We start from the raw sequence: 14,373 nt of genomic DNA, 5'->3' as shown, positions 1-14,373 counted from the left end.
CTTGGGTAGTGTTCTATTTCTGGAACAGAACGTCTCTGTAATTTATCTACTCGCCCCTTGGTCGCCTTGTTACCAAAAAAGGGAACCAGCGTTCGGCGGATCGGTAAGCTTAACATTCTAGCCGATCCTTGCGTGAAGAAAGAATAATAACACGACTTTTGTCGCTAGCTTGGCGTGCGTTGGTCCAGGCTGCTGCCAGCATGCGTCGTCCTCAACAACAGGGAGAAGCATTTGAAGACCAAGGTAGGTAATCCCCCCCCATTACTTCGATTGCAAAACATTACCAAGAGATACGGCACATATGTGGCAAACGACAGCGTGGATCTTGCGCTGGAACAGGGCCAGATCTGCGCTATTCTGGGTGAAAACGGCGCGGGCAAGTCCACCCTCATGAAGACCATCTACGGTATTCAGCAACCGGATGAGGGCGAGATTGTCTGGAACGGCGAAAAGGTCGCCGTCACAAGCCCGAGCGTCGCCCGTGATCTTGGCATCGGCATGGTGTTTCAGCATTTCTCGCTGTTTGAAACGATCAGCGTCGTTGAAAATATCTCGCTGACCGTCCCCGGATCGTTACCCGAACTATCCGAGATTATTAGGCAGAAGGCGGACCAATACGGGCTTAACATCAATCCTGAGTCGCCGGTGCATGGCCTTTCGGTAGGTGAGCGGCAGAGGGTTGAGATCATCCGCTGCCTCATGCAGGATCCGAAGCTACTCATCCTGGATGAGCCGACATCCGTGCTCCCGCCCCACAGTGTGAAGCAGCTTTTCGAGACGCTGAAAAAACTGTCCGGACGTGGCGTGGCGATGCTCTACATCTCGCATAAGCTAGAGGAAATCAGGGACTTGTGCCATTCTGCCGTCGTTCTGCGTCAGGGTCGGGTCACGGGAACGGCGAATCCGCAGCAGGCCACATCGGCGGAACTGGCTCGCCTGATGATCGGACACGACATCCCAACTGCCCGCCATGCCGAGGCGAAACCGAGCTGCGAGCCAGCGTTGGCCGTCAGCGATCTGGTTTATGACAACCCCGACCCATTGGGAGAAAGCCTCGATAGCGTGTCGATGGTGGTCCGCCCGGGCGAGATCGTCGGCATTGCAGGTGTGTCGGGCAACGGCCAGTCCACGTTGGCGCGGCTTCTGTCAGGTGAAATCAGGCTGCAGGGCGATGAGGCCGGTAGTATTCGCATTTTCGATCGCTCCGTGGGGGATGCCCCGCCGGGAATGCGCCGGCAACTGGGGGTAACGTTCGTTCCGGAAGAACGACTGGGGCGTGCGACGGTTCCTACCATGAGCTTGGCGGATAACGTGCTGCTTACCGCCCATCGGGCGGGGCTGGTCCGAAAGGGATTGATTAGACGACGGCAGCAGGCCGATTTTGCTGATAGTTGCATTTCCGACATGGATGTCCGTTCGCGGGGGCGGCAATCGATCGCGTCCAGCCTCTCGGGCGGCAACTTGCAGAAGTTCGTACTGGGCCGCGAACTCCTGCTGAAACCCCGTATCCTGATCGTTTCCCAGCCCACTTGGGGCATTGATGTCGGAGCGGCGGCGATGGTCAGGCAGAAACTGGTAGATCTGCGGGATACGGGTACGGCGATTCTCATGATTTCCGAAGAACTCGAGGAGATATTCGAGATCTCCGACCGGATCCACGTCATGTATCATGGACGGCTGTCCCCCTCGGTCCAAGCCAGGTCGGTTACTGCCGAGGATGTCGGGCGGATGATGATGGGCGAATTCGACCAAACCATGAGGGCGGCATGATGTTGAACCGATACGCGCTTGTCCAACGAAACGAGGTTTCTCTCAAGAGCATTATGCTCGTGCCGCTGGTGACCTTCATTCTGGCATTGCTGGGAAGCATGGTCCTGTTCGGTTTTCTGGGGGCCCCACCTCTCGGCGGCCTTTACAGACTGCTGATCGATCCGCTGTCATCGGCGTATAACATTTCCGAGGTGGTGATAAAGGCTGCGCCGCTGATCCTGATCGCCCAGGGTCTGGCCATCGGGTTCCGGGCGAAGGTCTGGAACATCGGCGCGGAAGGACAGTTGATCATCGGCGCCGTGGCGGCAAGTGTCATCCCCATCACCTATCCGGAAAGTCAGAACGTTCTGATGCTTCCGGCTATGATACTTACCGGGATGATCGCGGGGGCGGCTTGGGCCGGAATCGCCGCGATGCTGAAGACGCGTTTTAATGCCAGCGAGATCATCGTGACGCTAATGCTGAACCAGATCGCGATGCAGATCCTTTATTTCCTCATCAACGGGCCTCTCAAGGATCCGATGGGGTTTTCATACCCACAGTCAGTAAGTTTTCCACCGGTGGCAATGTATCCGCTCCTGTCGGGTGACGGGATGCTCCGGGCTAACGCGTCCATCTTCGTGGTCATTCTGTTGTCGATTGCGGCACTGATTTATGTCACGCGCACCTTCTCGGGATACACGCTGCTTGTGGGGGGGCTTGCCCCAAGTGCGGCCAGCTATGCAGGCTTCAGCGCCCAGAAGGCGGTCTGGATCACGCTGCTGATCGGCGGTGCCGCGGCGGGCCTAGCTGGAGTGGGCGAGATTGCGGGTCCGATCGGCCGGCTCCAACCAACATTGTCGCCCGGCTACGGTTTCGCCGCAATCATCGTTGCCTTTCTTGGTGGCCTACATCCGGTCGGTATACTGCTGGCGGGGACATTCATGGCGATCGTCTATGTCGGCGCGGACGGTGCGATCATTGATGCGGGTCTCCCCCCGGCTGCGCCGGTGATCTTCCAGGGTATGGTTCTCGTGTTCTATCTCGCCTCGTTCGCCTTGGTCCATTACCGCATCGTAAGAATCCAGCCGGAGGCAAGGGCATGACTGATACGATCATTTTTGTCCTGGCTGGCGCCTTCGCAACCGCCACGCCCCTTCTGCTTGCCGCGATTGGCGAGGTAGTGGTAGAGAAAACAGGGGTCATGAACCTTTCCGTGGAAGGCATGATGGCATTCGCGGCAGCCATGGCATTTGCCGTCACCTATCAGACGGGAAACATCGTGCTGGGCTTCGGTCTTGTAGTCGGCGCGTCCGTGGCGCTGTCGCTGATCTTCTCGATCCTCGTGCTGGGCTTTTCGGCAAACCAGATCATTTCCGGGCTGGCCGTCGGAATACTGGGCCTTGGGCTTTCCGGCCTGGCCGGGCGAAATTTCGAGAACCTAACCATGATGGCTCCGGCAAACCTGTTGTTGCCCGTCCTGTCGGACCTGCCCGTTGTCGGACCGATCCTGTTCCGGCAGAATGTCGTCACCTATTTTGCCTTTGCGGCTGCGTTTCTGACCTGGTGGTTCTTTGCCAGGACGCGCCACGGCCGCATCACGAAGGTCGTGGGCGAAGAACCGGCCGTCGCGCATAATCTGGGCTTTGCCGTGATCCGCATTCGCCTGTTCGCGATCATCTTCGGCGCCGTCATGTCAGGTCTGGGTGGCGCCTATGCCTCGACGATCCTGACGCCCGGCTGGTCAGACGGCCTGATCGCCGGTCGGGGATGGATCGCCTTCGCATTGGTGGTGTTCGGCACTTGGCGGCCGCTCAGGATCGCATTCGGAGCCTATCTTTTCGGGGCGCTCCTGCTGGGGGATTTGGCCGTGCAGGCTACAGGTTTCAGCGTCCCGCCCCAAATCATGACATCCCTGCCCTATATCATGACCATCGTCGTTCTTGCAGCTGTTTCTAGGAACGCACTCCTGATCCGGCTAAACGCACCGGTTTCGCTGGGCCAGAACTTTCGACCATCAAAATAAAAACAAACGATCAACAGGAGCAATCATGTATCAAATCATTCGCGCACCCTTGCTTGGTGCAGTCCTTTCCATGTCATGGTCCGGGGCACTGTTTGCCCAGGAACCGCTCGATGTGGCAATTATGGCACCCAATGCGATTGGCGATGTCGGCTGGGACCACGAGGTCGTCCGCGGCAAAGAGGTTCTCGAGGAACGGTTCGGGGACAAGATAAACGTGACGGTCGTGGATTCGGTCGGCGAGGGGCCCAACGCCGCGCGAGCCATGAACCGGCTTGTGGCGAATGGGACGGACCTCCTGATTTTGGGTTCGTTCGGACACATGAGCGATGGCCTGGCCTTGGCTAAAAGATCGCCTGACCTGAAAGTCCTGCACATCGGCGGGTACAAGAATCTTCCCAACTTCGCGACATTTACGACGCGGCACTATCAGACCTCCTATCTGTGCGGCATGGCGGCGGGCTATGCGACCAAGAACCAGCGGCTTGGTGTCGTGGCCGCCTTCCCGCTGCCGGAAGTCCTCGGCATCCTCAACGCCTATGTCTTGGGAGCGCAGAGCGTCAACCCGGATCTCAAGCCGGTGAAGGTTGTGTGGCTAAATGCCTGGTATGATCCGGCGCGCGCCCGGTCCTCGGTGGGAAGCCTGATTTCGCAAGGCGTCGACGTGGTCTATTCGCTGTTTCCGGGTTCCCCGTCTGCTGTAGCTGCGGCTGAGGAAAAGGGAGTCTATGCTGTCACGACGCTCAGCGACAATACCACCCACGCGCCGACCAAGCACCTGTGCGCAGGGCAGGCCAATTTCGGGGTCGTCTATGCCGATGTTGTCCAGTCTGTCATTGATGGAACCTTCGAAGGGAAGGATACCTTTGCCGGAGTCGCCGAAGGGGCCATGGAAGTGGCGGGATTGTCGAAGGATCTGACGGACGAGCAGCGGGCGGCGATCCTGTCAAAGCAGGACGCGATGCGCGAGGGTAGTTTCGATCCCTTCACCGGTCCGGTCATGAACAATGACGGGTCGGAGGCGATCGCTTCCGGAAAGACGCTGGACACGTCCGAGATAAAGAGCATGGATTTCCTAGTCCAAGGCATCGACTCGCAGTTGCAGAACTAGTCGTTCGCTGCCATTGCCTCAGAATCGGCCGCGAAACGGGCTGATCCTCCCATCGGCCATCTACCTCCCGAGTGTATGCCGATGACCTTCCAGAACATCACAAAAGCAGAAAAACCTGCTCCAACAGGAGGAAGACTTATGACAAAACACCGCATCATCCAAGCTTCAATGCTGGCACTGGGCTTGGGCAACGTCGGGCATGGAGTTCATGCCGAGGTGCTTTTTTCCAGTGGCGAGATACAGTTACACTATGGCGATGGGTTTCATCTAGGCGCCAACAGCCTTGACTCAACCACCCGTACCACCCTGACGTTCGAACACTACACCCTGTTCGACTGGGGCGATCTTTTCTATTTCGTCGATCTCAACAAGGACCATAAAGGAGCCGGGTCGGACAATAACCACTACGCCGAGGCCTGGCTGCATCTGAGCGGCAAGGCCATGGGGCTGACATTCCCCGAAGGCGCGTTCGTCAAGGACATCGGACCGGACCTTGGCATCAACCATGGCGAGGATTTCCTAGTCATCGCTCCGGGTGTCCGCGCCGACCTGAACGTGAGCGGCTTTTCCGTCCTCACGGCCGGTGCCTATGTCTATAAAAATGTCGATGATCCATTTGATCGCGACCTCGACACGACATACCAGATAACCTTTGTCTGGGATTATCCCTTCGAGATAGGCAATGAAAACCTGTCGATCCGGGGATTTGCAGACTTTATCGGGGAACAAGGCGATGGCTTCGAAAGCCAGATCGTCTTCTCTCCCCAACTGCGCTGGGATGTCGGCAAGGAAGGCGGCGCCATCCTGGGTCTGGAATATACGTACTACAAGAACAAGTACGGCGTGAAAGACGTGGACGACAACTCGATCAGCGCATTTGCAGCCTTGAGGTTCTAGTCCCCATGATGGCGATGTGAGTTGATTGGGTCAGTGGCCTCTCCGTGAGCGTCCGGTTTCCCCGCTCTGCCGCCGATAGGTAGTGAGAGATAATGTCCACCAAGGCTAGAGCGCTTTGCATTTAATCGGACGCGTATCCTGCGGCTTTGAAATAGCTCCAACATTCACCCGGATCGTAGAGGTCACAGATTTCACCGACGGCTTGCCATAAGGCATTTATGGTTCTGGCCCCGATGCGTCGCAGATGCGCTTTGAGTTTGGAGAATGCCATCTCGATCGGGTTCAGATCGGGACTGTATGGCGGCAGGAACAGAAACCATGCGCCGCACTCGCGCAGGATCGCCTTGGCCTTTTCGCTCTTGTGGGCTGCGAGGTTATCGAGAATGACGACGTCGCCGGGTTCCAAGCTTGGAGCGAGCTGGGTTTCGATATAGAGCTCGAACATCTCGCGGTTCATCGGCCCGTTGATCACCCAGGGTGCGGTGAGGCCGTCATGGCGCAGGGCAGCGATAAAGGTCTGGGTTTTCCAATGACCGAACGGCGCAGTGGCCTGCAGCCTCTCGCCGCGTTTCGCTCGCCCGCGCAGCCGGGTCATCTTCGTGGTGGTGCCGGTTTCGTCGATGAACACCAGCCGGTGCGGCTCCTCCCGCATCCGGGGCTGGCGCAGGGCGATCCACTCGCGTCGCTTACGCTTTACGTCATCGCGCCCACACTCGCTGGCCATCAGCGATTTTTTTATATGAGAACCCGGCGGCCTTCAGCAGGCGCGAGATCGAGGATTGATGCGTGCGGTGCCGGTGGGCGGCCTCCAGCGTCTCGGCCAATTCACGCAAGGTGATGTCGGGACGCGCTTCCACCAGTCCGATGAGATAATCCCGGAAGGCCGCCAGTGGCCCTGCACCCGGCGGTCGTCCCTGCGGCGAAGGCTCCGACGACCCCGTTTCCCGGACCCTTTGATCCAGTGACCTGCCACGGGATTTTTCCTCCAGATGCGATTAGAGTCCGATCCAAGTTGAGGACGGACAATGAAGCGAACAAGATTTACGGACGAGCAGATCATCAGCATCCTGGCTGAGCATGAGGCCGGTGCGAAGTGCGCCGATCTGTGCCGCAAGCACGGCATGTCGGAAGGCACCTTCTACAACTGGAAGGCCAAGTTCGGCGGCATGACGGTTTCGGAGGCGAAACGGCTGAAGGTGCTTGAGGATGAGAACGCGAAGCTGAAGAAGCTGCTGGCCGAACAGATGCTCGATCTGGCGGCCATGAAGGATCTGGTTTCAAAAAAGTGGTAGGGCCCGCCGTGAAGCGCGAAGCCGTCGCATATCTGCAGGCCGAACACGACCTGTCGGAACGACGGGCCTGCCTCATCGTCGGTGCGGATCGGAAGATGATCCGCTATCGGTCACAACGCCCGCCCGACACGGAATTGCGTGGGCGGCTGCGAGAACTTGCCAATGAGCGTCGTCGGTTCGGCTATCGGCGACTCTTCATCCTGTTGCGACGCGAGGGCGAACCTTCCGGGATCAATCGGATCTACCGTTTGTATCGCGAGGAAGGGTTGACGGTGCGCAAACGGAAGGCTCGGCGCAAGGCGATCGGGACACGAGCGCCGATCCTGGTCGAGGCGCGGCCCAATGCACGCTGGTCGCTGGATTTCGTCCACGATCAGTTTGCCAACGGTCAGCGTTTCCGAGTGCTGAACGTGGTCGACGATGTTACCCGGGAATGCCTGGCCGCCATCCCGGATACCTCGATCTCGGGGCGGCGGGTGGCACGGGAGTTGACCGCTCTGATCGAACGGCGTGGTCGGCCCGGTATGATCGTATCCGACAACGTCCTATATCGGGAAGTTCTGGCTGCTTAGGTCAGCAGGTCATGGGGTCACCGCCGACCCCGGCGAGATCGAAGGTCTGGAGTTCGCTTATCTCTCGGGCGCGGAGGGCCCGCAGGTCGAAAGCCGGTCGGGCTGGGACGTGGACGGCGTGGAGATCAGAGTGATCTTGGATTTCGGCGCGGGCTTCATCGACCACCGCGGCTGGTTCATGAACGCCGGGGCGTAACGTGGCCGACCTCGCCCAGCTCACTGCCTGGCGCGACGCCCTGATGGCCGCGCGCTACCAGGGCGTCCGAACCGTCGAATACGACGGCAAGCGCGTCACCTACGCGAGCGACGGCGAGATGGCCGCCGCGCTCGCTGACCTCAACCGGCAGATCGCAGGGGCGACCGACCGCATCTCGGTCGTCCGCATCGCGTCGTCCAAAGGACTGTAAACCGGAACATCTGCGGAACAGCGGTACCATCCCGTGTCGCATCCGTGTTGCACGGAGGAATCGGGGGTATTAGTAAGCCTTTGGAATCTTTGGGGAGTGCTCGGGAGGACCTTGCAACACGACGCGACACGCAAAAGCCGCCCGGAGGGCGGCCTATGTGTTTGATATCTTTTAGTAATTTTTGGTTGCGGGGGTAGGATTTGAACCTACGACCTTCAGGTTATGAGCCTGACGAGCTACCGAGCCGCTCTACCCTGCCCAACTAGTTTATTCGCCCACTCTTCCATCGTTTTTGAGTTCAATAGTAAGTGTGTGATCTGAGAAGAGTATTTCTTGCCACTTCCATTCGACAAATCTGTAAGCCAGCCCATCAATCACTTTCGAGCAAAAGAGAACATCTCAGACGTTACTCTGGTCAACTCAGGTCACATTCATACGGACGGAGGCATATTCACGAATTTGTGAGAGCTGCCGATTTTTCGCTACGCTTCCCTTTGGATTGATTCCGATTTGATTCCGCTAGCTATTTTTGCAGTCGAAGGAATAGTGCTACGAGAAGGTATAGTCGGCTGTTTTTATTTTATTTTTTTGGTGCCGGTTGCAGGAATCGAACCCGCGACCTTCTGATTACAAATCAGCTGCTCTACCTGCTGAGCTAAACCGGCATGGCGGGCAGATTCCGCCTAGGCGACCCGAATAGCGTGAGAGTCGGCAATACGCAAGCCGGGGTTGGCGCGTGCCAGTAAAAACACCGCCAGCAAGCCCACGCACATGACCAGCAAGGCCGCCGGCGCTGCGTTACCCAGATCTTCGAGACTGGCCTTCTCGTGAACCCGTGTCGCGAGGGTTTCGTAGTTGAACGGGCGCAGCAGCAATGTCGCTGGCAATTCCTTGCAGCAATCCACGAAAACCAGAAGCATCGCGGATCCGACCGAGCCGCGCATCAGCGGCACGAATATATCCTTCAGCACTGCCCGGTTGTTGCGTCCCAGCGAACGGGCCGCCATAGGCAGCGAAGGGGAGATACGGGTAAATGCCGCGTCCACCGCGCCCTGCCCTATGGCGAAGAAGCGCACCATATAGGCGAAGACGATCGCGGCTCCGCTGCCTGTCAGGATCAGGCCGGGATCGCTGCCGGTCAGACTTTCCACGAGATCGGCCACCCGGTGATCCAATGCGGCAAGGGGAATAAGAATGCCGACCGCCAGCACCGCCCCGGGCGCGGCATAACCGATCATCGTGACGGGCAGAAGCAAGCGCGGCAGTCTGCGCCCGGACAGCCGGACACCATAGACCATGACAAGGGCAAACCCTACCGTCAGGAGGGTCGCAATTCCGCCAAGACTGATCGTATGCCACACGGCCAACCCCAGCCCGGGCGTGATCCACCCTTCGGGATAGGCAAGAGCGTATTTCAGAATCACGCCGACCGGCAGCACGAAACCCAGTCCAACCGGAATCGTACAAAGAATTGTCGCAGTGATCGCCGCAACCCCTTTCAGGTTTTGCCGGGTGACCGGGCGAGGCTGGCGCGGGCTTTGATGATATCGGGCCTTGCGCCGGGCGGCACGCTCCCACAAGGCAAGGATCACCACCACCAGAAGGATGACGCAGGCGATCTGCGCCGCACCACCGGCATTCCGCCGTTCGAGCCAGGTCGTGAAAATGCCGGTATTCAGGGTCTGTACACCAAAATAACTGACCACGCCGTAATCCGCGACCGTCTCCATCATGGCGATGGCGGAGCCCGCAACGATGGCGGGACGCGCCAGTGGCAGGCCGACGCGGCGGAACAGCCCCCAAGGCCCTGCGCCAAGGGCTCGTGCGACCTCATAGGCACTGCCGGATTGCTCGTGCAGGGCAGCCCGGGTCAAAAGATAGACATAGGGATAAAGCGCCGCCGACAGCACGAGGATTGCCGCCTCGATCGACCGGACCCGGGGAAACCAGTAATCCCGCGCATTCGACCAGCCGAACCATCCGCGCAATGCGGTCTGAACCGGACCCGAATAGTCAAGGAAATCCGCCAATGCATAAGCGCCGATATAGGCAGGCACGGCAAGGGGAATGAGCAGAAGCCATTGCAGCCATTTCCTGCCCGGAAAGTCATAAATGCTGATCAGCCAGGCTGTTCCTGCCCCCATGACCGCTGACAGAGAACCGGTCCCCAAAGCCAGAATGACCGTATTCGACAGATATCGCGGCAGCACGGAATTCATGAGATGCGGCCAGATATTTTCCGTCGGCTTCAGTGCCATCCAGACCACGGCCGCCACCGGCATCAGCACCAGACAGGCGATCAGCAACGCCACCATCGACCACCATTGCCCGTCATTCCGGCGAAGGGTGTCATGATCGGCGTGGCGGCGCCGCTTGGGCGTATCAGAAGCGCTCATGACGCGCCGATAGAGCAAAGCGGTTTCACTGTCCACGATTGCCGGTTACTGTGCCTGTCGATCCGCATTTCACCGCCAGTGAAATAGCGGGGCAAGCCTGTTCGGGAGAGTAAGACGAATGAAGTTGGCATTTCATATTGGTGTACATGGTACGGATGGCGACAGACTGCTTAAAACACTGAAGGAAAACAATGATGAACTGTTACGGCAGGGTACGGAAATCGTCCCTCCCGAACGACATAGCGAATTTCTCGATCAGACATTGATGCAACTTCAGGGCGGAACCGCGACAAATGAGATAGAAGCGCTGCTTCTGGACAGTCTGCTGGTGACCGAGGACCCGCAGCGGGCGATCTTCTCCAGCACCAGTTTCCTTGGAGCGGTTGGACGAATCGTCGGGCAACCGGGATTCTACTGGCAACTCGGAACCCGCGCGGCATCGCTTGTGAATCTGTTCCCTAATCATGACGTCGAAATTTTCGCGGCCATCCGGAATCCCGCGACGCTGCTTGCGGATATGCTGCCCCAATTCTGGGGAGGCGATTATGCGAAATTCATGCAGGGTCATCCGCCCGAGGCGCTTCGTTGGCGGGAACCGGCAAGGCAGTTGGTGCAGGCGGTTCAGGGACGACGCGTCGTGCTTTGGTGCCACGAGGATGCGCCGCTTATCTGGCCGGAGATCACCCGCCTGATCGGCGATGTGGATCCTGACATACCGATGAAAGCAACGATGCTTTACATGCAGGAATTGCTGGACGCGCAGGCATTCCAGAACCTGCGCGAGACATTGGGGGCCCAGGATCGGTTATCCGTCGCCGCGCGCCGGGAAATATGTGCCCGTTTCCTGCAGGATCATGCAAAGGCCGACGCGCTTGAACAAGAAATCGATATGCCCGGCTGGACACAGGATCTGGTCGATCGGATGACTGAAAATTACTATCAGGATGTCGCGGAAATTACCGTGATGCCCGGAGTGGAATTCATCATGCCGTGACCTGGCGTCGTGTATCCGGTCACGGTGCCGGACAGGCGGCCATTCACCGGCGGTTCCCGGACACTTTCATTCCGAAGAACGTGACCGGACCCGCAACCGCTTGCAATCCCCATCCGTGCAACTAAGCGCCTATAATGATTAGAAAGGGTTGAGTTCCGCGGCGGAATCCCGCAGCATCCATGAACCGCCTGCTCGCAGTTATCCGGATTTTCGTTTTCGGGCATGGCTCGCATAGTCACCGCGTCAGTCGCCTCATGGAAAGCAGTCCCAGATGTCGAAGAAATTAAAAACTGCAATTGTCGGAGCCGCTATCGCTCTGCTCGTCGGTTTCGCTGTCAGCTACGGTCTCATAAGCCCACAGACGGGCGATCAGATCAAAGCCAAGACAGACGAGATTCTTTCCGAAGAAGAGACGGCCCAGCCGGCGCCCGATGCCTCTGCGGAGCAGACCTCGGAATCCACGTCCGAGCCTTCTGCGGAACCCGCTCCGGCCCCTTCGGACGAGCCTGCACCGGCGCCCTCGGCTGAGCCATCAACCGAAGCCGTCGCCACGCCCCCGGCGGATCACGCATCCGAGGCTTCGGACAGTTCACCGGAAGAGCCGGTAGCAGAGCCCGAACAGGAGCAAACCCCGTCCGAGTGATCTTCTTCGGATACCGTGGTATTCGGGCGCCGGATCACAGGACCCGGTGCGAGCGGCGGCTTACCAGCAAGGCATGAGCCTGTCTCATGCGCTAACATGCCGATCGACATATATGGGCTGACGGCTTGATTTCATTGGTAGAGCCAAGGGGATCCGAAGCAGTTCCTGTTCAGCCAGAAGCCCACTTCTACAAAATTTCTATATTATATTTTTTGTTGTGAGTTCGTTCTTACCCTACAGGTATTGCAGCAAAAATCGAGAATCGTCGAGCCAGAACACCGGTCGACTTGGCACTTCCGGTGAGTTGCTCCGGAAGAATTCTGCTCCGTTTGTCCATAAGCAAGAGATCCGCAAAAGCCTCAAGACTGACAGCTGGACGGAGGCCGAAGCCAGAGCGCGAGATTATGCGGGCGAGTTGCGGGCCCACTAGAAGCCACCCTGGCCGGAAAGGGAGCGCGCCCATGGTTCCTCCTGCGCCGGAAGAAGATACCCTCATGCGCCAAGAAGATATCTTGGTGGCTACCAAGAAATTCAACAGAATCTTTTTTGGGCAATTCAAGAGCTTCTTGGAGAAGGCGGGCTCAACGTCGGACAGCAAGAATTCATCGGAGTCCAGTTCCATCAGCGTTTGATGGAAATACTTGACACGATGCTCGCACCATTCATCAATGATGATAGGCGCCCGGAATAGATCGACTGTGTAGCGGTGCGCAACCTGTCACGAACACAGCCCGACCCGTATCTGTCAGCAGGATGCGTGTCATCCCATCACATATACCTCAGCCCTCAAAAACCGAACAAGGTGCTGTACAATCACGGCACCCTTTCAGTTATTTGCCTGCCGGAAGCCCCACCCCACCCGAGGATGCCGCGCTGAGCGCCACGAAATTCAACGCCTGTTCGCGAACGGCATTGGCAAGGCTCTGACGCGCTTCAAGAAGTGTGCGTTCGGCATCCAGCACCGGAAAGAAATCCGCATCGCCCAATTCATAGGAAGTCTGGGCCAGATCGACCGCTTCGCGCGCATTCTCGACCAGCCGCGACTGCGCATCGACTGCGCGGGCATCGCGGTTATAGCCGGCAAGGGCGTTCTCGACCTCTTCCACGGCGTTCAGAACCGCCGATTGCCATGCCAGCCGCGCCTGTTCAGCCCGGGCCTGCGATGCCGAAAGCTGAGCCTGATTGGCCGCATTGAACAACGGCACCGAGATTTGCGGACCGAAACCCCAGGTCTTCATACTGCCCGCGCGACCTAAATCGACAGGGGTCACATTGCCCGTCAGCGTGAGTCTGGGATAAAAGGCCGCCCGCGCCTCGCCTACTGCCGCGACGGCAGCTGCCAGCTTACGCTCGGCCACGCGGACATCAGGGCGCGCCCGGACCACATCGGCAGGAACACCGACGCTGGCGCGATAGCTGGCGCGTGGCTGCCCTCCGCCCTTCCGCAGACGCGCAGCCACATCGGTGCTGCGGCCCGCGGTCAACGTCGCCAGCCTGTTGATTGACTGATCGTAGCCCTTTTCCAGCGCGGGAAGCGCGGCCTCGGCCTGCGTCACGAGCTGTTCGGCCTGAAGTACCTCGATGCGAGAGACGCTGCCAAGCAGATCCTGCTCGCGGGTCAGGGCCAGCGTCCGCTTGCGGCTTTCAAGACTTTGCCGGGTCAGGGCCGCAGCTTCCTGATAATAGCGCGCATCCACATAGGCCTGCGCGATTGCACTGGCCACGGTCAGCCGTGCAACCTCGGCCGAAAGATAGGCTGCGTCCAGTTGGGCCGAGGCCCCTTGCCGCGCCGCCCGGTTCGCCCCGAAAATATCGATAAGCCAGGAAACCCCCAGCGTGCCCGAACTTTGATCGATCACGGTTCCCGAGCCCTCGCTGTCGCCGCGCGAGGCTGCACCCGTGATATCGGCGCTTGGCAAATCGTTCGAGCCGACCAGCCGCGCGTTCGCCTGAGCTTCGCGGATGACGGAAACGGCGGTCTGCACATCGAGATTGCGCGCCAGTCCGGCGGCGACCAGCCCGTCAAGCCGGCTGTCGCGGAATGCCGACCACCACACATTGGTTCCCGCTCGGCGGGCGGGACTGTCGGATGCGAACCGTTCGGGCAGATCGGCTTCGGGCGCGCGATAGGCGGCGGGGCTGCATGCGGCCAGCGCAAATGACGAGGCAAGGCCGCTCAGAACGATACGGCGGGACAGGATTGAGGATTGGGACATCTGGATCAACTGAACTTTCTTAGCCCCGATAATCAGGGCGTGAATGGATAAGGCGCGGGCAAGGGTCGGAGCA

At 58.8% G+C, this 14,373-nt stretch carries 11 protein-coding genes, 2 tRNA genes and 2 pseudogenes; 10 read left to right on the top strand and 5 right to left on the bottom strand.

The window, feature by feature from the left end; all coding sequences use genetic code 11:
* Positions 1–231: 231 nt before the first annotated feature.
* From Q0601_RS04920 to Q0601_RS04900, 5 genes are all read left to right on the top strand, one after another.
* Positions 232–1,770: an ABC transporter ATP-binding protein gene (locus Q0601_RS04920; RefSeq protein ID WP_305287722.1), complete on the top strand. Its 1,539-nt coding sequence runs from the start codon at positions 232–234 to the stop codon at positions 1,768–1,770.
* The gene (locus tag Q0601_RS04915) at positions 1,767–2,855 is read left to right on the top strand and encodes an ABC transporter permease (protein ID WP_305287720.1); all 1,089 of its coding nucleotides are present in this window, start codon (positions 1,767–1,769) and stop codon (positions 2,853–2,855) included. The genes Q0601_RS04920 and Q0601_RS04915 overlap by 4 nt, the downstream gene beginning before the upstream one ends.
* Complete coding sequence (locus Q0601_RS04910) at positions 2,852–3,775, top strand: ABC transporter permease (RefSeq protein WP_305287718.1); 924 nt, start codon at positions 2,852–2,854, stop codon at positions 3,773–3,775. The genes Q0601_RS04915 and Q0601_RS04910 overlap by 4 nt, the downstream gene beginning before the upstream one ends.
* Before the next feature lie 25 nt (positions 3,776–3,800).
* Positions 3,801–4,883 (top strand): BMP family ABC transporter substrate-binding protein, encoded by a 1,083-nt coding sequence (locus Q0601_RS04905; protein WP_305287716.1) that lies wholly within the window; start codon positions 3,801–3,803, stop codon positions 4,881–4,883.
* 138 nt (positions 4,884–5,021) lie between these two features.
* Positions 5,022–5,780: a DUF5020 family protein gene (locus tag Q0601_RS04900; RefSeq protein ID WP_305287714.1), complete on the top strand. Its 759-nt coding sequence runs from the start codon at positions 5,022–5,024 to the stop codon at positions 5,778–5,780.
* A 121-nt stretch (positions 5,781–5,901) separates the two neighbouring features.
* Here the strand turns inward: Q0601_RS04900 and Q0601_RS04895 are convergent.
* Positions 5,902–6,736, bottom strand: a pseudogene (locus Q0601_RS04895) (IS630 family transposase); the annotation flags it as partial.
* A gap of 69 nt (positions 6,737–6,805) precedes the next feature.
* Here Q0601_RS04895 and Q0601_RS04890 point away from each other — a divergent pair.
* The 3 genes and pseudogenes from Q0601_RS04890 to Q0601_RS04880 form a co-directional block, all read left to right on the top strand.
* Positions 6,806–7,614 (top strand): annotated as a pseudogene (locus Q0601_RS04890) (IS3 family transposase); the annotation flags it as partial.
* Between the two features lie 7 nt (positions 7,615–7,621).
* Positions 7,622–7,840: a phage major capsid protein gene (locus tag Q0601_RS24860; protein WP_441847968.1), complete on the top strand. Its 219-nt coding sequence runs from the start codon at positions 7,622–7,624 to the stop codon at positions 7,838–7,840.
* A gap of 1 nt (position 7,841) precedes the next feature.
* A complete protein-coding gene (locus Q0601_RS04880) occupies positions 7,842–8,051 on the top strand; it encodes a phage head-tail joining protein (protein WP_305287712.1) in 210 nt (69 codons plus the stop codon).
* A gap of 182 nt (positions 8,052–8,233) precedes the next feature.
* Here the strand turns inward: Q0601_RS04880 and Q0601_RS04875 are convergent.
* From Q0601_RS04875 to Q0601_RS04865, 3 genes are all read right to left on the bottom strand, one after another.
* Positions 8,234–8,310, bottom strand: a tRNA-Met gene (locus Q0601_RS04875).
* Between the two features lie 330 nt (positions 8,311–8,640).
* A tRNA-Thr gene (locus Q0601_RS04870) sits at positions 8,641–8,716 on the bottom strand.
* An 18-nt stretch (positions 8,717–8,734) separates the two neighbouring features.
* Positions 8,735–10,447, bottom strand: a complete 1,713-nt coding sequence (locus Q0601_RS04865; RefSeq protein WP_305287710.1) for an ABC transporter permease — start codon at positions 10,445–10,447, stop codon at positions 8,735–8,737.
* Positions 10,448–10,565: 118 nt separating this feature from the next.
* Here Q0601_RS04865 and Q0601_RS04860 point away from each other — a divergent pair, with 118 nt between their 5' ends.
* Together Q0601_RS04860 and Q0601_RS04855 are read left to right on the top strand one after the other, a co-directional pair.
* Complete coding sequence (locus Q0601_RS04860; RefSeq protein WP_305287708.1) at positions 10,566–11,441, top strand: hypothetical protein; 876 nt, start codon at positions 10,566–10,568, stop codon at positions 11,439–11,441.
* 271 nt (positions 11,442–11,712) lie between these two features.
* The gene (locus Q0601_RS04855; protein WP_305287706.1) at positions 11,713–12,084 is read left to right on the top strand and encodes a hypothetical protein; all 372 of its coding nucleotides are present in this window, start codon (positions 11,713–11,715) and stop codon (positions 12,082–12,084) included.
* 830 nt (positions 12,085–12,914) lie between these two features.
* On the opposite strand, the gene Q0601_RS04850 is transcribed toward Q0601_RS04855, so the two are convergent.
* The gene (locus tag Q0601_RS04850; protein WP_305287892.1) at positions 12,915–14,300 is read right to left on the bottom strand and encodes an efflux transporter outer membrane subunit; all 1,386 of its coding nucleotides are present in this window, start codon (positions 14,298–14,300) and stop codon (positions 12,915–12,917) included.
* Positions 14,301–14,373 lie beyond the last annotated feature (73 nt).

It is taken from the genome of Paracoccus wurundjeri, from assembly GCF_030678915.1.
GTDB classification, from domain to species: Bacteria; Pseudomonadota; Alphaproteobacteria; order Rhodobacterales; family Rhodobacteraceae; genus Paracoccus; species Paracoccus onubensis_A.
The sequence above is the reverse complement of the archived record's forward strand: the minus strand, read 5'-3'. Positions and strand labels throughout refer to the sequence as shown.

Excerpts from the sequence above, each read along its gene's own strand:
- Q0601_RS04915 (WP_305287720.1), top strand. The coding sequence starts at position 1,767 with ATGATGTTGAACCGATACGCGCTTGTCCAACGAAACGAGGTTTCTCTC.
- Q0601_RS04910 (WP_305287718.1), top strand. The coding sequence starts at position 2,852 with ATGACTGATACGATCATTTTTGTCCTGGCTGGCGCCTTCGCAACCGCC.
- Q0601_RS04905 (WP_305287716.1), top strand. The coding sequence starts at position 3,801 with ATGTATCAAATCATTCGCGCACCCTTGCTTGGTGCAGTCCTTTCCATG.
- Q0601_RS04900 (WP_305287714.1), top strand. The coding sequence starts at position 5,022 with ATGACAAAACACCGCATCATCCAAGCTTCAATGCTGGCACTGGGCTTG.
- Q0601_RS04865 (WP_305287710.1), bottom strand. The coding sequence starts at position 10,447 with ATGAGCGCTTCTGATACGCCCAAGCGGCGCCGCCACGCCGATCATGAC.
- Q0601_RS04860 (WP_305287708.1), top strand. The coding sequence starts at position 10,566 with ATGAAGTTGGCATTTCATATTGGTGTACATGGTACGGATGGCGACAGA.
- Q0601_RS04855 (WP_305287706.1), top strand. The coding sequence starts at position 11,713 with ATGTCGAAGAAATTAAAAACTGCAATTGTCGGAGCCGCTATCGCTCTG.
- Q0601_RS04850 (WP_305287892.1), bottom strand. The coding sequence starts at position 14,300 with ATGTCCCAATCCTCAATCCTGTCCCGCCGTATCGTTCTGAGCGGCCTT.